At 68.7% G+C, this 18475-nt stretch carries 11 protein-coding genes and 5 pseudogenes; 11 read left to right on the top strand and 5 right to left on the bottom strand.

Going from position 1 to position 18475, the window contains the following annotated elements:
* Positions 1–148: 148 nt before the first annotated feature.
* The 3 genes and pseudogenes from ACT2CW_RS48760 (at position 149) to ACT2CW_RS48750 (ending at position 1993) form a co-directional block, all read left to right on the top strand.
* Positions 149–412 carry an Atu4866 domain-containing protein gene (locus tag ACT2CW_RS48760; RefSeq protein WP_182467980.1) on the top strand — a complete coding sequence of 88 codons (264 nt, stop codon included), beginning with the start codon at positions 149–151 and terminating at the stop codon, positions 410–412.
* Positions 413–558: 146 nt separating this feature from the next.
* Positions 559–1064: pseudogene (locus tag ACT2CW_RS48755) on the top strand (SDR family NAD(P)-dependent oxidoreductase).
* Between the two features lie 161 nt (positions 1065–1225).
* Positions 1226–1993, top strand: a complete 768-nt coding sequence (locus ACT2CW_RS48750; RefSeq protein ID WP_445519546.1) for an SDR family NAD(P)-dependent oxidoreductase — start codon at positions 1226–1228, stop codon at positions 1991–1993.
* 205 nt (positions 1994–2198) lie between these two features.
* Here ACT2CW_RS48750 and ACT2CW_RS48745 read toward each other — a convergent pair.
* Together ACT2CW_RS48745 and ACT2CW_RS48740 are read right to left on the bottom strand one after the other, a co-directional pair.
* Positions 2199–2825 (bottom strand): annotated as a pseudogene (locus ACT2CW_RS48745) (Tn3 family transposase); the annotation flags it as partial.
* A 948-nt stretch (positions 2826–3773) separates the two neighbouring features.
* The gene (locus ACT2CW_RS48740; protein WP_445519547.1) at positions 3774–4751 is read right to left on the bottom strand and encodes an AraC-like ligand-binding domain-containing protein; all 978 of its coding nucleotides are present in this window, start codon (positions 4749–4751) and stop codon (positions 3774–3776) included.
* Between the two features lie 363 nt (positions 4752–5114).
* Between ACT2CW_RS48740 and ACT2CW_RS48735 the strand changes: the two genes are divergently transcribed.
* Positions 5115–6248: a hypothetical protein gene (locus ACT2CW_RS48735; protein ID WP_445519548.1), complete on the top strand. Its 1134-nt coding sequence runs from the start codon at positions 5115–5117 to the stop codon at positions 6246–6248.
* A gap of 295 nt (positions 6249–6543) precedes the next feature.
* Positions 6544–7844 (top strand): annotated as a pseudogene (locus ACT2CW_RS48730) (IS701 family transposase).
* Between the two features lie 543 nt (positions 7845–8387).
* Here the strand turns inward: ACT2CW_RS48730 and ACT2CW_RS48725 are convergent.
* Positions 8388–8690, bottom strand: a pseudogene (locus tag ACT2CW_RS48725) (VOC family protein); the annotation flags it as partial.
* A 460-nt stretch (positions 8691–9150) separates the two neighbouring features.
* On the opposite strand from ACT2CW_RS48725, the gene ACT2CW_RS48720 reads away from it, so the two are divergent.
* The gene (locus ACT2CW_RS48720; RefSeq protein ID WP_445521253.1) at positions 9151–9984 is read left to right on the top strand and encodes a PIG-L family deacetylase; all 834 of its coding nucleotides are present in this window, start codon (positions 9151–9153) and stop codon (positions 9982–9984) included.
* A 238-nt stretch (positions 9985–10222) separates the two neighbouring features.
* On the opposite strand, the gene ACT2CW_RS48715 is transcribed toward ACT2CW_RS48720, so the two are convergent.
* Positions 10223–11176 carry a LysR family transcriptional regulator gene (locus tag ACT2CW_RS48715; protein ID WP_445521252.1) on the bottom strand — a complete coding sequence of 318 codons (954 nt, stop codon included), beginning with the start codon at positions 11174–11176 and terminating at the stop codon, positions 10223–10225.
* 131 nt (positions 11177–11307) lie between these two features.
* On the opposite strand from ACT2CW_RS48715, the gene ACT2CW_RS48710 reads away from it, so the two are divergent.
* The 5 genes from ACT2CW_RS48710 (at position 11308) to ACT2CW_RS48690 (ending at position 16824) form a co-directional block, all read left to right on the top strand.
* Positions 11308–12219 (top strand): ABC transporter substrate-binding protein, encoded by a 912-nt coding sequence (locus ACT2CW_RS48710; protein WP_445521251.1) that lies wholly within the window; start codon positions 11308–11310, stop codon positions 12217–12219.
* Entirely contained in the window at positions 12216–13151 is a 936-nt protein-coding gene (locus ACT2CW_RS48705; protein WP_445521250.1) for an amino acid ABC transporter permease, read from the top strand. The genes ACT2CW_RS48710 and ACT2CW_RS48705 overlap by 4 nt, the downstream gene beginning before the upstream one ends.
* Positions 13152–13159: 8 nt before the next feature.
* Positions 13160–13912: an amino acid ABC transporter ATP-binding protein gene (locus ACT2CW_RS48700; protein ID WP_445521256.1), complete on the top strand. Its 753-nt coding sequence runs from the start codon at positions 13160–13162 to the stop codon at positions 13910–13912.
* Between the two features lie 110 nt (positions 13913–14022).
* Positions 14023–15183: an NAD(P)/FAD-dependent oxidoreductase gene (locus ACT2CW_RS48695; protein WP_445521249.1), complete on the top strand. Its 1161-nt coding sequence runs from the start codon at positions 14023–14025 to the stop codon at positions 15181–15183.
* A 171-nt stretch (positions 15184–15354) separates the two neighbouring features.
* On the top strand, positions 15355–16824 hold the full coding sequence (locus ACT2CW_RS48690) for an FG-GAP repeat protein (RefSeq protein ID WP_445521248.1): 1470 nt from the start codon (positions 15355–15357) through the stop codon (positions 16822–16824).
* A gap of 150 nt (positions 16825–16974) precedes the next feature.
* On the opposite strand, the pseudogene ACT2CW_RS48685 reads toward ACT2CW_RS48690, so the two are convergent.
* Positions 16975–18305 (bottom strand): annotated as a pseudogene (locus ACT2CW_RS48685) (MFS transporter).
* Positions 18306–18475: the final 170 nt, after the last annotated feature.

Below are 18475 nucleotides of genomic sequence, written 5' to 3'. Positions count from 1 at the left end.
GTCGTCCATGTCTTCAGGCTAGGCGGCGCGCCGCCGTGCTGCCTGGGTGTGGTGCACCCAGGCAGCATGCGTCCTGGTTGGTCGCCGCTGACCTGCGCAGACTCGGTGGAGCGGGAGGGACCGCACCGTTCGAGGAGAGGGGGCCGCCATGGCCGCGATCGAGGACGGCCACGTGGATGTGGTCGGTATGTGGGTGACCGAGGACGGGCACATTCGGCAGGAGCTGCTGCCGGACGGCCGTTACGACGAGGCTCGCGGCGAGCGGGCCAGTGCGTACACCGGCCGTTACACGGTCACCGGTAGTCACCTGGACTACGTCGACGACACCGGGTTCACCGCCACAGGGGACATCCGCGACGGAGTGCTCTACCACGAACACCTCGTGCTCCACCGGGAGCAGAGGTCGTCGTAGCGGGGCGGCGAGCGTAGCGGGACAACGGGGTTCGGGCAGCAGCTGCTCCGGTCGGGGAGACCGACTCCTCGTGGGAGCGGACCGACTGCCGAGGCAGGCAGCAGTCGCTGACAGACGTATCAAACGCACGGGGAAGGACCGTATTCATGACCGGACGACGTCTTGAGGGCAAGGTGGCCCTGATCACGGGCGCGACCGGGGGGATCGGTGCGGCGACCGCCGGACTCTTCGCCCAGGAGGGCGCCCGGCTGGTGATCACCGATGTAGCCCAGGAACCCCTCCAGAAGCTGGCGCGGCGCATCGAGGCGGGTGGCGCGGAGGTGGCGACCGCCCTCCTCGACGTCTCCTCCGCCCGGGAGCGGGAGGAGGTGTGGGACCGCGTGATCGACGTGAACCAGAAAGGCACCTGGCTCGGTATGAAGGCGGCGATGCCGCTGCTGCGAGCGAGCGGCAACGCGTCGGTGATCAACACCTCGTCCGTGCTCGGCCTGGTGGGCAGCGGCGCGGCCGCGGCCTACCAGGCGTCGAAGGGCGCGGTGCAGCCGGCCGCGCCGATGAGGTCGCCCCCGCGATCCTCTTCCTCGCCGGCGACGACTCCTCCTTCGTCACCGGCTCGGAACTCGTCGTCGACGGCGGCCTCACCGCACACTGAACAACCCGCCCGCCGGGCGTCCACGGCGCCACCCGTGCGCACGCCCGGCAAGCGCGCTCATCTCCTGTGCCGTCTGCCTCGTGAGTGCGTGACCGTACAGCAGCCCAGACAGCCGCGCGGGAAACTGCGCGCGACCCCGATCTTTACGAGAGGACCTCATCATGACGCCCACCGCCGCGTCTGCCGAAGCATCCGAGTTCGCCGGGAAGACCGCCCTGGTCACAGGGGCCGCGCGCGGCGTGGGCAAGGAGACCGTGGCACTGCTCCATGCCCGCGGCGCCCGCGTCGTCGCCGTCGACCTGCGTCCCGACGTCACGACCCTGGGGGACGAATTCCCCGGCGTACTCGCGATGCGGGGCGACATCACGCGGGAGGAAACCGCCGTCCACGCGGTCCGCTCGGCGCTGGACACCTTCGGAGGACTGGACATCCTGGTGAACAACGCCGGACGCACCCTGAACAAACCCGTCACCGAAACCACCGCCGAAGACTGGGACACCGTGATGGCCGTCAACGCCCGCGGATCCTTCCTCTGCGCCCGAGAAGCCTTCCGAACGATGCAGAGCCGGGGCGGCGGGAGCATCGTCAGCACCGGGTCCTACGCCAGCACGGTCGCCCTGCCCGAAGGCGCCGCCTACAGCGCGTCCAAGGGCGCCCTGGCCCAACTGACCAAGGTGCTCGCCGTCGAAGGCGGACCATGGGGCATCCGCGCCAACCTTGTCGCCGCAGGCGTCATCGAGACCGACTTCCTCGACACGATCCGCCCCGACAGCCGCGCCTACCTGGCATCGTTCGCCGACGCCCAGCCCCTGGGCCGAGTCGCCCAGCCTGAAGAGATCGCCGAGGTTCTCTGCTTCCTCGCCTCACCACGCTCCAGCTTCATCACCGGAGCCGTGGTACCCGCAGACGGCGGCTTTACCGCCGTCTGACGTGACGGGGCCGATCAGCCGTTGCTCGGACACACCACCCTGCCTGCCGGACGGCGGGTTGCCGGAAGTTCGTCATCGCGTCTCCGCACGTGATCGACCGGCGGTGTCTGTCGCGCCACGGGGACGGGGCACCGTGAGCCCCAGGTCGAGTCGCTGGTCCATGTCCAGGCGGAAGGTGCCGTAGGGGTTGAGGTTGGACCAGAACAACTGCGCGGCCGGGTTCTTCGAGAGCCTGGTAGGTCGGGTGCTTGGGGCCGCCGCGGTTGAAGCGCCGCAGAACCTGCTCGGCCTCCGCCGTCCCGAGCCGGAGCGCGGTGGCGTACTTCACCATCTGGTCGTACTGCTGCTCGATCAGGTCCCAGCGGATCGGCCGCGTTAGGGAGGGTCCGAGTGCGGGCAAGCCGGGCGGGGTGTCGTCCGGACGGTACAGGCGGATACTGCCGATGTTCTTCAGACGCGGCAGCAGGCGGAAGCTGAGCAGCTCGGTGAAGGCGAACCCGACCACCGAGGCGCCGTGGGTGGCGACGTAGTTGGACTCGATCTCGGCGTCCGTCCAGTGCCGCAGCAGGCCCTCGATCATCGCCGCGACCTCGGACGACGAACAGCTCTTGAGCTGGGAGTAGATGCAGACGTTCTTCCGCTCGACGTGCCAGTAGATCATCACGCCGTTACCGCCGTAGCGGGCGTGGTACTCCGTCATGAAGTGCGAGGACCAGGACCCGAACTTCTTCGGGTCCGACGCCGGAACCTCAGCGTCGGCGAACTGGTGGCGGACCCCGGAGCCGGAGAAGAACCCGAACCGGACGCCGTTGCCGTGGTCGCAGTACAGCAAGCTGACCCCGGCCCGGTTCGGCCGGGGGTTCCGGAACCTTCACGCGATGGCATCCTCTCCGGCGCATGCAGCCCACGATTGGCCTACCAGCTCCAACACCTCGTCAGCATCGGCAGCTGACGGGCGCAGCCGCTGGGGCGGCGGTGCACACCGAAAACCGATCGCAGCGCGTCCAGGCACTGCCAGTGTCGGCACATCTCGTTCCGGGCGCTTCGAACCGAGATGGCCCGCCGACATGACTACCGTGTCACGGTAGTCATGTCCCGCTTCCAGCGATTTCACGGGTCAGCAGACGACCTTTAGCCGCGGTTAACTGGCCTCCAGTCGGCAGACGAGTCAGCCGCATACGGACGCGGCGTGTTGTAGATGGGGGTACTTCCGCTGTTGTTGTACATGGCGCTGTAGCCACCGTTCTCCAGGTCGTTTGTCCAGTAATCTCCATTTGGCGTTCCTCGCCAGGTGAGCGGGATGGTCACCGCTTGTCCGCAGTTGCTGAGCGGTATGATTTCGCCTGTTCTCCCGCTGTAGGCACAGAATCGCCCACCACAGACAGCGGCGAGCTGATGCTGCGATGTGACGCCCCGGTAGAGCGTTGCTCCATTCTTGACACTGACGCGTTCGAGACCACGAGTGCTGATACGGTCACCATCGGCCGACGCTCCTGTAGCCACGAGGACCACACTGCTGATCGACATGGCGATGACTGATAGCAACCTGCCTATGCGGCGCACGAGATTCCCCTCTCTTCAGTTCCGGTCCTTGGGCAGCCACTGCGGTATTCGACGATCCGTCGAGGGCTGGCCTACTGCTGGTGCGCCCGAGTGCTCCAAGAGCCAGTCCTGTCCATGTCACGGCGTGCCGTAGGCGCATGGAATCACTCCGATATCGTTCCCCGCACTGCTGGGCAAGACGACTTCCGTGTCCCCGCGCCAACAACTCAGTGCTTGTCTAGGACGTCATGGCTAAGGACTGTTTGACTGATCGGCTTTCAGAATGCCGAGAGCCATAGCATCCAGCCTTGTCATTCCGCGCAGGGTTGTTGCCAATTCGCGCACGTCTTGGGCGGCAGGTGTCTGTAGTCCCTCGGGGGATCCCGTAGGTGGCCCGGAACAGGCGGGTGAAGTGGGTGGGGTTGGTGAAGCCCCAGCGTTCGGCGATGGCTTGGATGGGGCGGGTGTTCAGGCGGGGGTTGGTCAGGTCGAGGCGGCAGCGGTCCAGACGGCGGTGGCGTATCCAGGCTGCCGGTGATGTGTCGTCTTCGGCGAGCAGCTGCTGGAGGTGGCGCAGGGAGATGTGGTGGGCGTCCGCGATCGTTTGGGGAGGCAGGTCGGGATCGGCGAGGTGCTGCTCGACGAACACGTTGATCTGGGCCCGCAGGGCACTCCTGCGGGCCTCCGGGCTCAGCGTCACCTCAGCCTCCAGGCAGCCGGCGAGCGCGGACGCCAGGAGATCCAGGGTGACCGAGGCGAGGGTGGGGATGTCGGCGGAGATGAATTCGCCGGCGCGCGCGTTGAGGTCGACCAGCCAGCGGGCAAACACCCCGCCCATGCCGCAGCGCCCGCTGATCGGGACTGCGATCAGGCCCTGCACCGTCTTCTCTGGCAGCGGCAGCATCCGGCGAGGACACTGCACGATCAGTTGCGACCAGCTGTCTTGAAGGGCGTGGCGGTGGGCATGGTAGAGATGGCTGCTGTCCAACACCATGAGGTCGCCAGCGCCCATGGCCGTGTCACTCCCGGCCATGGACAGAGCCCCCTTCCCGCCGAGAATGTAGCTGATCTGGTACACCTCGGGGTCGGACTGCCGGATCATTTTCGCTGTCCGCGTGATCTCCAGATGGGGGAAGGCAACCGCCGACAGCTGGACCTCGCCCAAGTCCAGGACGCGTATCTTGGCTCTGAAGTCGTCATGGTCGTTGCTGCGCATCCGGGTGCGCATGTGCGCTTGTCCAGTGGCTTCTTCCCACACTGCGAAGCGTTCCGGCGCTGCCACAGCCTCCGTGCTGAACTCCCTCAGCAGCATTCCCCAGCCCCCCGTTGCCGGTTCCCCTGCGGCTTCGAACGTGGCATGGGGAGGTACACGCAGTCCAGCAGCACTTTGGTCACATGTGCCGCCAGGCACCTCCTGGCAGCAGCGAAGTCTAAAGATCAAGAGCATCGAGGATCAGAAACAGCTTCTGACCCAAGAAGGCCACTACGTAACGTGCGGTCAACAGGATCCTCCACTCTTGTCGGCGCCGTCCCGGTAGTCGGTATGGTGGGTGGTTTCCAAACCGATGGGGGAGTTGACGTGTGGGGAATCAACGGTCGTCAGGGGAAGGCCTTATGCGGCGGTGGCCTCGTGCTGCTTCTGACAGTGGTTCTCACAGGTTGTGGGGGCGGCGATGGGCAGTCCGAGGGTCTGGCCGGATCAGCGGCCGGTGCGCCGAAAGGGTCAGCGTCCGGTTCGTCGGCGGATTCCAGGACAGGGCTGCTCTACCGGGACAAGGAAGTCTCGCTGAGTAATGTCCAGGCGATCAAGAACGGATGCCCGTCTGACTTCAACTTTTACGTGGAGTTCGCTGACAGCGGGCCGCGCGTCCTCGGGCCCCATGAGTCGAACCCGCGCCTGAACGACGAGGGGGACCAGACGGACGAGGGCAGGCCACCTGTCCTGTCCTGGGAGCCTCCCTGCTCCTGGGACAACGAGGTTTTGGACTTCGACGACGTGCCCGTCGCCAAGGTTGCCGCGGACGCCGGGGACCTCGACCAGGCGGGCTGCCAGGATGCCGCCCGGGCAGCGGTCGGCAACGGCACGCACATCGACCGCTACAAGACCGGGGCCCTGGCGCCGGGGGACCGGTTCTGCGAGGACTTCGCCGCGGGCGGCCGCGTGGTCCTCCTGCGCGTGGTGAAGGTGAGCGGATCCCCCGTCGGGGAGCTGACGTTGTCGGCGACCGTGTGGGCCGGGCCGGCGAAGACCGAGGGCGCGCCGGCGCAGCCCGGCGACAAGGTCTACGAGAACCAGCCCGTCACGGTGTCCGACGACGTGGCCAAGGCGCGCGGCTGTGTCCTTGGCAGCCTTGGGCTCGGTTCGGACATGCCGGTCGTTACGTACAGGAGCAGACTGAACGGCGGCGGGGGAGACATCGAGTACTCCCCGAGCTGTCTGGTCGGAAGTCCGAAGATGTGGTTCCGCGGATACGTGGCCCGGGTGGAGGGCACCGCCGACCTGGGCCTCACCGCTTGCCAGGACGCTGCGGCGCGCAGCGAGAGCAACGAACTCGAGATACCGGTCTCCGAACTGCGGACCGGGGACCGATTCTGCAGGTTCGACAGTCTCGACAAGGACGTCGCTCAGCTGAAGGTGACCGCCGTAACCGCCAAGCGCCCCGCCTCGGTGACTTTCTCGGTCACCCGCTGGAAAGCTCCCGAACCGTCGTAACAGCAAGGAGCGCAGGTCCTGACCGGGACGCAGGTCCTGACCGGGACGCTGGCCTTGAGAAGCATCGCCCTCCTGCCTGCTTCGGGCGGATCCGCCCGAAGCAGGCGATCCCCTGACCTGCAAGAGCCAGGCCAGATGAGAAATAGGTTCTATACTCCAGTCTGGTTTCGTGATCTTGCGGCGGACCCGGCTGGGAACGGGTACGGCCACCGCGTGATCATCAGGGGTTGTGTGGACTCCTGAAGATCGTGCGGTGGCCGCAGGCCATAGCGTAGACCCTGCCCGCTGGCGAGCGATGTTCGACCAGGCCATGGCTCGGATCGCTGAACGGTTCGGCCGAGTTGATCCGCGAGCCACCGCCCGCGCCTATCTTCTCGGGCTGCTGTCGAATGTCGAGCGCAAGAACTGCTGGCAGCTGGCTGAACAGGCCGGTCACACCCGGCCCGGGCCGATGCAGCGCCTGCTGCGCTACGCCCGCTGGGACGCCGATACCGTCCGTGATGACCTGCGCGCCTACGCCGTCGACCACCTTGGCACCCACGGCGGTGTTCTGGTCGTGGATGAGACCGGCTTTGTGAAGAAGGGCCGGGCCTCGGCGGGGGTGCAGCGGCAGTACACCGGTACCGCAGGACGCATCGAGAACAGCCAGGTCGGCGTGTTCCTCGCGTTGGCCACCGTGCGGGGGCGGGCGCTGATCGACCGCCCGCTCTATCTGCCCGAGCACTCCTGGTCTACCGATCCCGGGCGCCGCCACGCGGCCGGGATACCCGACGAGGTGCAGTTCGCGACCAAGCCCCGCCTGGCCCAAGAGATGATCGCCGCCGCGCTGGACGCCGGCATCACCGCCTCCTGGGTGACCGGCGACGCAGTCTACGGCCAGGACCCCAGCTCCGCGCCGCTCTGGAGGCACGGGGCCTGGGCTACGTGCTGGCCGTCGCCTGCTCCACCCGGGTCCGGGTCAACCACGGCCGCACCCGGATCCGCGCCGATGTCCTCGCCCGCTGTCTGCCCGCCACGGCCTGGCAGCGGCACAGCACCGGGGCAGGGGCGAAAGGCCCGCGCTACTACGACTGGGCCTGGATCCACACCGGCACCGATCATCACCGCCACTTGCTGATCCGCCGCAACCGGACCACCGGTGAACTCGCCTTCTATCTGTGCTGGTCACCCACCAAGGTGCCCCTGGCGGAACTGGTCCGCGTCGCAGGTGTCCGCTGGAGCGTGGAGGAGTGTTTCCAGGCCGCCAAGGGCCAAGTCGGCCTCGACCATTACCAGGGTCCGGAACTGGACCGCATGGCACCGGCACATCACGCTCGCCATGCTCGCCCTGGCCTTCCTGACCGCCGTCGCCGCCATCACGGCACCGGACCGGACCACCGACCCGGACCCCCCATCCGCTGCAGCGATCCGATCACGTTGACCGTCCCGGAGATCCACCACCTGCTCGTCATTGTCCTCAGCCCACCGGCCGTCACCGCGGCCAGACTGCTGCACTGGTCCACCTGGCGCAGACGCCACCAGGCAACAGCCCAACGCAGCCACTACCGACGGCGGTCCCTTGACGAACTTGCTCCCACGTGGTGCCTGTCGGCGTGACGATCGACGCAGCCGCAGGCATCGCGCGCGCCATCACCCGACCGCAAATCCAGCAAAAGGTTGCCAATGTGCTGGCAGCGAGGCCCGTGTAGCCGTCTGCCAACTGACGGAGGCCGCCGGGCCACGCTGGAAGGAACGGCGGAAGTCCGCGCGGACTCGGATGCAGAAGCCGCGCTATGCCGATCGCTACGGACGTATGCTGGTGCCTGATCCGGGGCGCGTCGTGATTGAGATCGTGATCGAACGAGCCACGGGTCGAGCGGTGCTTCCTCATCTCGAAGGTCGCGGACACCTCGGCGTAGGGTGGGGTCCGGCTCGCGAGCATGGGGTGGTAAAGGGCGCGTCCGCGGGGCCGGGCGGAAGCCCTCCGCGTGCGGGTGCCGGGCGATTGCCTCGGAGCGATGTCCCTGGCCGACCAGTTCGCGGGCGGTCTCGCCCGTGGTGGTTCTCCCTCCGGCCCAGGTGACGGTGACGGTGCCCGGACGTCTCGGGCGGCGGCCTCAAGGGTCGCCTCGGGTGCAGTTGACGTCGTGTGCCGGGCGGGCCAGAGCCATCGGGATCGCGGTGATCGGTGACAAAGGTGGCGCCGAGGCCCAGCAGCCGTTCCACCTCCTGTTCACGCGAGGTCTCTGGGCGCAGACACAGATGGATCCGGTTCTTGATCGTCTTGGCCTCGGGCACCTGGTTGAAGTGCAGCACTGGTCCCTCCGCCAGCAGCACCTGAGCCTCCGGATCACCCGGTTTGTCCTCCGGGTGCAACGGGCGGCCGGTCACCCTGCTCCAGAACCGGGCCAACTCGTAGGCATCCGCACAGTCAATCGCCACGTTCTGCAATACCGAGACCATGTGCGTGAGCCTTCCTGATTTCCACTCCAGACGCCACCGAGTTGCGCTCGTTCTTCGACGCATACAGGTCGGGGTCGAGCTCCTTGCGGGGCCCGGCGGTCCGCGGTTGTGCCGTGTACCCCATCGGCTGACCAGCTCACAGCCGCTGTGTCCGACGACCCACGCAGGCGGTAGCCGTAACGGTCAGCTCACCGGTGTTCCCACCGGCTTCACCGACCTGGATTCTCCGACCGGAGGGCTGCACCCCGGCCAACTGGTCCTCATAGCCCGCGACGCCTTGGGAAGGCCAAGCGGCCACGCCGGGAACAGCCGGTCCGGCCGGCAGCGTTGCATCGACCGAAGGACCGGCGTCGGACGGGTGGGAACAAGGCCATCCGCCCCAACAGGACCGGGCCCCAGGACCGCGGAACGCTCGCCGCGCACTTGGATCAAGACGTTTTTCTTGCAGGAGGACTGTTTCATGACTGACCGGTCCTTGACGCTGATGGCAGTGCACGCCCACCCCGACGACGAGGCCACCGGGACCGGAGGGGTCCTCGCGCGATACGCGGCGGAAGGCATCCGTACGGTTCTCGTGACGTGTACCGACGGCGGTTGCGGTGACGGACCGGGGGGTGTCAAGCCGGGCGAACCCGGGCACGATCCGGCGGCGGTCGCCTTGATGCGCCGTCAGGAGCTCGAGTCGAGCTGTGAGGTCCTGAAGATCAGCGATCTGGAGATGCTGGACTATGCCGACTCCGGGATGACGGGCTGGCCGAGCAACGACGCCCCCGGATCCTTCTGGCAGACCCCCGTGGAGGAGGGCGCGGCCCGGCTCGCGGAACTCATGCGGCACTACCGGCCCGATGTGGTCGTCACCTATGACGAGAACGGCTTCTACGGCCACCCCGACCACATCCAGGCCCACCGCATCACGATGGCGGCGTTGGAGATGACCGAGCTGACCCCCAAGGTGTACTGGACCACGATGCCCCATTCGGGGATGCGGCGGTTCGGCGAGATCATGCGCGAGTTCCATGAGGACATGCCGGAGCCGGATCCCGCCGAGGCCGCCGCGATGGCGAAGATCGGCCTCCCCGACGATGAGATCACCACGTGGGTGGACACCACCGCGTTCAGCGGCCAGAAGTTCGACGCGCTGGCCGCGCACGCCAGTCAGGGCGAGAACATCTTCTTTCTCAAGATGGGCAAGGAGCGGTTCGGCGAGTTGATGGGCATGGAGACCTTCGTGCGTGTCCAGGACGCCACCGGCGCGGCCGTACCCGAGAACGATCTCTTCGCCGGACTGCGCTGACCCGACCGTCCGACCAGGGCCTGGGAATCTCATCAGCCGCACAGCGCGATCGAGCGCGTCACACATCTGGAGGCTTATCCACGCGGGCTGCCCTCCGGCAGCCCGCGACTACCTGGCAACCGTACAGCCGGGAGACCTGCGGGTTGCCGACTCGGAAGGTGCCCAGTCCGCGCGCCAGATCCGGCGACAGCCCAGGTCACCAGCCGACACCAACGTATCGCCGCCGGCGCACCGCTGTTCAGCCGGTGACCACGGGGCACTCGCCTTCGCCCCGCTCGGGCAGCGCGGCCGCGGCGGTGTGCAGGAGGGCGATGGCCTGGGGGAGGAAGGGGTTGGGGTCGGTGGTGCGCCGGGTGGCATAGACCCGACGGGTGTGGGCGGGGTCGGTGAGCCGGACGAGGCGGGTGCCGGACGCGTCGGGTGAGGCGGAGGTGTCCACGACGGCGAGTTCCGGTGCGATCGCCACCCCCAGGCCCTGCCGGACCAGTTCGTAGGGCAGGTTGTAGTCGTTCGTACGGAAGAGCACCTCGGGCAGGAAGCCGCCGGCCGCGCAGATGTGGCGCAGGCAGTAAGCGGCGTCGGTGTCCTCGTGGTAGCTGATCCAGCGCTCGTCCCGCAGGTCGGCGAGGCGGATGTGCGGCCGACCGGCGAGGGGGTGTGCCGCAGGGAGGAGGAGGTAGAGCGGCTCTTCCCGTACCAGCGTGTGTTCCAGGCCCTCGGGCCAGCTGTGCGGTACCACGCCGTACTCGAAGATCACGGCGAGATCCAGCCGCCCCTCCAGCACCGCGGGCACGGTGATGTGCGGGTCGCCTTCCTCGTAGCGGACGTCGACCTCGGGCCGGTCGCGGAGGAACCCCGTCAGCACCGTCGGCACCAGCCGGAACCCCGCGGACCAGAAGCTGCCCAGCCGCAGTCGCCCTCGTTCGGCCGCGGCGTAGGCGCGCATCTCGTTCTCCGTCGCCGACAGGTCGGCCAGCAGCCGTCCCGCGCGCAGGGCGAGCTGGAGCCCGGCCGCGGTGGGGCGCACGCTGCGCGGTGAGCGCTCGAAGAGCGGGACGCCCAGGGCGCGCTCGACGGTGGAGATCTGCTGGGAGACGGCGGAGGGGGTGTAGCCGAGGCGCTGGGCGGCCGTACGGAACGAGCCCGCGGCGACCACCTCGCATATCGCCTGAAGCTGCGGCGGAGTCAGCATCAAATGAACTTAACACTCCGCATGGAAACGTTCATTCTCCCTGTTCTTGCCCAGGCCGCCGCCATCCCGCAGATTGGGCGTTCACCAGCCCCGCGCCGGTCCTCTGACCAGCGGCCCAGAAGGGAGGCACCGTGCTCGGAAGGCATGCGCGAGCCCGCGCCACCGCACTTCCCCTCGCGCTCGCGACGCTGCTCACGTTGACCGTGACGGCCTGCGGCGGCACCACGACCGTCAATCAGTCCAAGGTGCCCGAGCAGCGCGTCGACCCCGCACTCCGCGCCCTGCTCCCTCGGGATATTCGCGACAAAGGATCCATCACTTCGGCCGTCGGCAACGACTACCCGCCGCTGTCCCTCCTGGACATCGACAACAAGACCGTCATCGGCGCCGAACCCGACCTCATTCACGCGGTCGGCCAAATCCTCGGCGTCCGCGTGCGCCTGGTGCAGGCGAACTTCGACAGCATCATCGGCGGTGTCCGATCCCAACGCTACGACGTGGCGATCCAGGCCATGCTCGACAAGAAGGAGCGCCAGTCTCAGGTCACGTTCGTCGATTACATGAAGACCAGCAGCTCGATCCTCGCCTCCAGCAAGGCCGCCGGGAACATCCGCTCCCTCACCAGCCTGTGCGGCAGCCAGGTGGCTGTCGAGCAGGGCACCTCGCAGGTGGACGACGTGGCGGCGCAGGCCGAGAAGTGTGCGGCGAACGGCGAGCCGGAGCTGGAGAAACTGGTCTTCCCCGACTCCGTCGGCTGCTTCCAGGCGCTGTCCACGGGCCGCGCCGACGCGTTCGTCGGCGGCACCCCCACCGTCGTCTACCAGGCGGAGATGTCGCACGGCAGGTTCCGCACGGCCGGTGAGCCGTACCGTTTCCTGCCCTACGGAATCCTGATCAACAAGGAGGAGCCGACCTTGGTACGGGCTGTCCGCGGTGCCCTTCAGAAACTCATCGACAACGGCACCTACGCGAAGATCCTCAAGCAGTGGAACATCGGGTCCGGAGCCCTGAAGCGCGCCACCGTGAACGGGGGTGCGGCATGACCGAGACCCTTATCCGGGCGGACTCCGGCGACGCCGCCGAGTCCCTGCGCCCCGTCCCGCCGCGCCGTCCGGGGCAGCGCGCCGCCGCGGTCGTCGTGGCCTTCCTGCTGGTCTTCCTCCTGGAGGGCTGGATCACCAATCCCCGTATGCAGTGGGGGACCGTCGGCGAGTTCCTCTTCTCGCCGGTGATCATGGAGGGGCTGCGGACCACGCTGCTGCTGACCTTCCTCGCCATGGCACTCGGCATCGTCGGCGGTGTCGTCCTCGCCGTCCTGCGGATGTCCGCCAACCCGATGCTCTCCCGGCTCAGCTGGTGCTACATCTGGCTCTTCCGCGGCACCCCGCTGCTGGTCCAGCTCCTCTTCTGGTATTTCCTCTCCGCGGTCGTCCCCACCATCGGCCTCGGCATCCCCTGGGGGCCGACATTCGTGCGGGCCGATACGAACGACCTCATCACCCAGCTCACCGCCGCCGTCCTCGGCCTCGGGCTGCACGAGGCGGCGTACATGGCCGAGATCGTCCGCGCGGGCATCACCTCCGTCGACGACGGCCAGAACGAGGCCGCCCAGGCGCTGGGCATGTCCCGCGGGCAGACCCTGCGCCGCATCGTGCTACCGCAGGCATTGCGCATCATCATCCCGCCCACCGGCAATCAGGTGATCTCCATGCTGAAGACCACCTCGCTGGTCTTCGCCATCGCCGTGCCCGAGCTGCTGACCTCCATCCAGGGCATCTACTCACGCAACTTCCAGCAGGTTCCGCTGCTGGTCGTCGCCTGCTTCTGGTACCTCGTGGCGACCTCCGTGCTGGGCGTCGGCCAGTACTACCTGGAACGGCGCTTCGGCCGCGGAAACAGCCGCGACCTGCCGCCCACCCCGCTCCAGCGGTTGCGCGCCGCGGCCCGGAACCACCGTAAGGAGAGCGCACATTGACACCAGCCGTGATCAGAGCCGAGAGCGTGCACAAGAGCTTCGGCCGCAGCCATGTGCTCAAGGGCATCGACCTGACTGTCGCCCCCGGGGAGGTGATGTGCCTGGTAGGCCCCTCCGGGTCCGGCAAGTCCACCTTCCTGCGCTGCGTCAACCATCTGGAGACCATCGACCGGGGACGCCTGTACGTCCGTGACGAGCTCGTCGGCTACGAAGAGCGGGACGGCAAGCTCCACGAGCTGAGCGAGAAGGCCGTCTCACGACGCCGCCAGGGCATCGGCATGGTCTTCCAGCGCTTCAACCTCTTTCCGCACATGACCGCGCTGGAAAACGTCATCGAGGCCCCCGTCCAGGTCAGGAAGGTGCCGAAGAAACAGGCATACGAACGCGGCGCGGAACTGCTCGACCGCGTCGGCCTCGCCGACCGGGCGGGCAGCTACCCCGCCCAGCTCTCCGGCGGCCAGCAGCAGCGGGTGGCCATCGCCCGCGCCCTGGCGATGAAGCCCGAACTGATGCTCTTCGACGAGCCCACCTCCGCGCTCGACCCCGAACTCGTCGGGGAGGTGCTGGAGGTGATGCGAGCGCTCGCCGACGACGGCATGACCATGGTCGTCGTCACCCACGAGATGGGCTTCGCCCGCGAGGTCGGCGACTCGCTGGTGTTCATGGACGACGGAGCCGTCGTCGAGACCGGCCCGCCGGCGGACGTGCTGGGCGACCCGCGCCACGAACGCACCCGCGCCTTCCTCAGCAAGGTTCTCTGACCACCCCGCCGGATTCCCCGACCCTCCCCGGCAAGGTTTCCGGCAAGACTTTCCGGCCTCGGGCGCGCTCTCCGACCGCCCCACACCCGACCGCCACCGAAGGAGTCTCCATGACCCGTGCCCTCGTCATCGGTGCCGGAGTGATAGGCGCCGCCACCGCCCACCGCCTGGCCGAGGCAGGTGTCAGCGTCACCGTGCTCGACGCCGGCGGCCGCACGCCGGGCACCTCCAGCGCTACCTTCTCCATCGACGTCACCCATCTGAAGACCCCCCACTCCTACTTTCTGCTCAACCGGCGCAGCGCCGCGCTCCACCGGGAGCTGGAGCGCGAGATCCACGCGGACACAGGAGCCGTTGGCTGGCGCCATCCCGCGCCGCTCGTCCAGTGGGGCCACACCGAGGAGGAACAGCGCGTCCTCCGCGCGCGTGCCGAGCGCCTCGCAGGCTGGGGGCACCCCTGCCGCACCGCCGACCCCGGCGAGCTGCGTACTCTCGCACCTGCCGTCGACCCCGCCTCCTGCCGCGCCACCGAACTCGTCGTGCACGACGACGCCGCCTGGTACGACGCCCCCCTCCTGGCGCGCACCCTCCTCGACCGGGCCGCGGCCCTGGGCGCCGACATCCGCTACGACAGTCCCGTCACCGCCTTGCTGCTGGACGGTGAGCGGGTACGCGGCGCCGAGGCACGGGGCCGACGCTTCGAGGCCGACCACATCGTCAACTGTGCGGGCCCCGACGCCGGACGCGTCGCCGAACTGGCCGGGGTACGGCTGCCGTTGCGCCAGATCCCCGGTCTGGTGGGCGAGTCCGTCCCGCTCGCCGAGCCGCTGCGCGCCATCCTCGCGACCCCCGGCGTCGATCTGCGCCCCGCCCCGGGCAACCGGGTCTGCGCCATCTCCTGGCCGGTCGACGCCCTCCTCGCCCCGACCGCGTCAACTGATGTGCCGCCCGAAGCGGACCTCCTCAGCCGGTGCGCCGCGATCCTGCCCGCCTTCCGCTCCCTGGGGGGTACCCGGATCGGTGTCCGCCCCGTTCCCGAAGACGGCCGCCCCCTGGTCGGCCCGCATCCGCAGGCTCCCGGCCTCTACACCATCACCACCCACAGCGGCGTCACCCTCGCTCCGCTCCTCGCCGCCCTCGCCGCCGCGGAACTCACCACTTCCCTGCCCGAACCCACCCTGGCTCCTTACCGGCCCGACCGTGACACCTCACACCCCATCCGGGACGAAAGCCTGGCAGTGATGAGCGGACACCGCGCTGAAGCCGGTTGATTTCTCACGTCTGATGACCCGGACGCCATCGGCTACGCCGCCCATGTCCGCTCGGATCGAGCCCGCCCACCGTTAACCCGGCGCCAACCACCGGTGAACTCCGTACAACCAGCTCCGCCCGCCGACGGTCACACCAGACGACCCGCACCCGTCGACCGAGTGGGAGCCTCCGTGCCACACAGCAGCCGCATCCTGACGTACGCCATCGCAGCCGGCGCCGTGGCCACCGCGGGGTTCGTGTTCCCGTCCGGCGCCACCGCTGCCGCACCCCGCAGCGCCACGAGCGACTTCAACGGCGACGGCTACGCGGACCTCGCCGTCGGTGTCCCGGACGGGACCGTCGGCGGCCAGGCCAAGGCCGGGTATGTGAACGTCGTCTGGGGCGGTCCGAAGGGCGTCGGCGCCCACGGAAGCATCCGTGTCACCCAGGCCACTCCCGAGGTTCCCGGCACCCCGGAGGTGGGCGACCGCTTCGGCGCGTCCGTGGCCCTGGCGGACCTCGACGGCGACGGCATCGCGGAACTGCTCGCCGGTGTCCCCGGCGAGGACGTCACCGACCGCGGTACGGACGCGGGCATGGTCAGCGCCATAGGCGGCTCGCCGGACGGGCCGGGACCGGGGACGACGGTCCTGACCGGGCCGTCGCCGTCGGCTGCGTACGGCACATCGGTCGTGGCGGCCGAGCTGACCGGCGACGACGAAAAGGAGATCGTGATCGGCGGCACGGACAAGGTCGTCGCCCGTGTCATCCAGGGTGAGGACAGCATGATCACCACCGTCGTCGCCGCCCCGATGGGCGGCCGCGCCCCCGTCCTGACCACCGGCGACTTCGACAGCGACGGTACGGTGGACCTGGCCGTGGCGTACTGGACCGCGGGCAACCCCAACACGCAGTCTCATGTACGACTGTGGAAGTGGGACGCCGACCGGTCCGAGATGGCCAACTTCTGGAACACGGACAACGCCGGCGTGACCGCCCTGGCCGCCGGCGACTTCGACGGTGACGGCCACGACGACCTGGCTCTCGGCGAGTGCCGTGAGATCGCCGACGAGAACATCGACGACCCGTGCGGCCCCGAAGAACTCGCCAGGGGCGGCGGCATCCACCTCCACTACGGAAGCCCCGCGGGCGGCCCGTTCGGCAGCCGCGCCCAGACTCTCAACCAGGACACGGCGGGTGTCCCGGGCGTGGCCGAGGACGGCGACCGCTTCGGCGCCGCCCTCGCGGTCGCCGACGTCAACCGCGACGGCCGCGACGACCTGATCACGGGCGCTCCTGGTGAGGCCATCGGAAGCAAAGCGGGGGCGGGCGCCGCATGGCTGCTCTCCGGCGGCGCTCAGGGCCTGCTCGACGCGGGTGGCGCCGCCACATCCGTCTCCTGGAACCAGGACACGCCCGGTGTCCCGGGCGTCGCCGAGGCGGGCGACACCTTCGGCGCGGCGGTCGCCTCGGGTGACTGCGACGCCGACGGGGTACCGGATGTCAAGGTCGGATCGCCTGGCGAGAACGCCTCCCTGGGCGCCGCATGGCTCTTCCGCGGCGGCTCGGCCGACGGCTCGACGGCCCTCTCGCCCCGTACCCTCGGCCTCCCGAACCTGTCCACGGCCCAGAAATACGGCAAGCCGCTGAGCAGCCGCTGAGCGCGCCCTACGAGCGTCGTACCGGTTCGCCGGTAGCGCGCGGCATGGGTCCTCGGGCGCGGCTGCCTGCCTGCGGCATCGCTTCCGGTCACCCGTGCTCGTCAAGCGTCCGCCAGCTGCCACTCGACAGAGCCCCCACCAGCCGTCGGATCATGACCTCCCGGCCCCCGCGGAGCCGCGTGCCGTCCTGCCGCGTCCGGCCATGGCCAGCAGCAGTGCTCCGGTGATGGCGATGACGACCGCGGTCGTGAACGCTGTCGTCCACGAGTGTGCGTGGTCGACCACGGCTCCGGTGATGAGCGGGGCGAGGAAGCCGGCGCACCCGGCGATGAACTGCACGACGCCGGCGACGGTGCCGTAGCGCGGCCCGGGCACCTCCTCGGCGACCACCGTCCAGTACTGCGCACCCGTGAAGTAGAGCAGGAAGATGATGACCGTCATGAGCGCCACGGCCTCGACGGCGCTTCCGACGAACCCGATGCCGCCGAACAGCGCCGCCGAGAGGATCAGGCAGATCACGATCGTCCAGCGGCGTACGGTGGCGGCGGCGCCGAGGCGGCGTACGAGCCAGTCCGTGGCGATGCCGCCCGCGATCATGCCGATGCAGCCGCCGATCCATGGAATGGCACCGGCGACGGCCAAGTGGTCCAGGTCGATGCCGCGCTCGCTGACCATATAAGTGGGAAACCAGGTCAGGAAGACGTTGAGGATCCAGGCGTAGCCGAAGTAGGCCAGGGCCGTGGCCCAGATGACCGGCCGGGCGACGTAGTGCCATACGCCCGGCAGCGCCGACGGCTCGGTGCCGCCCGCCTTGTTTCCTGCCGTGCCCTCTCCGGCCGTGTCTTCGTCTTCCTGGATGTGGTCTTCGGTATCGGGGGTCTTGCCCGTTGTCACCGCTTCGCCCTCCGGGCCGCGGATCTCGCGCAGTTCCCCGGGTTTCATCCAGGGGTGCCGCTCAGGGGTGTCCCGTACGACGGCGAACCAGCCGACTGCGAAGAGCACGCCGACCATGCCGAAGATGATGAAGGGCGCACGCCAGTTGCCGTTCGTCGCCTCGATGATGGCGACCACGATGGGGGTTCCGACGGCTCCGCCGAGGGGTGTGGCGGCATTGGCGACACCGATGGCCGTGCCGAGCTCCCGCCTCGGGAACCAGGTGTTCATCAGCTTGGCGGTGACGGTTGCCTGGGGGCCTTCGGCGGCGCCGAAGAGAATCCGGATGATCAGGAAGCTGATGAATCCGGCACCCGCCGCCGTGGCGGCGGTGAAGGCGGACCAGGCGAGAACCGCCCAGCCCATGGCCTTGCGGGGCCGAAACGGTCGGCGGCCCAGCCGCCGATGAGCCCGAAGGGCGCGTAGGAAACGGCGAAGATGCTGAGGATCCAGCCGAACGCGGTCTCGGAGAAGCCGTATTCCTCGATGATGTACGGCGCGGCGACGCCGATGGCTGCCCGGTCCGCGTAATTGCGGCCCAGCACCATGAAGTTGGCGGCGAGTACGGCCCAGCGGGTACGCAGTGTGGGTGGTCGGTCGCCGTCGGAGCGCCGGGGGCGCCCTTGGACAGGGTGGGGGAGGGGGAACTGGACACGGGTGGTGATCCTTCCTGGGGACGGTGCGGCCGGAGCGGGGGGACTCCGGATCGGGTGGCGGG

This window comes from Streptomyces sp. NEAU-174 (assembly GCF_052665095.1).
Note: the sequence above shows the minus strand (reverse complement) of the source record. Positions and strands in the feature narration are given on the sequence as shown.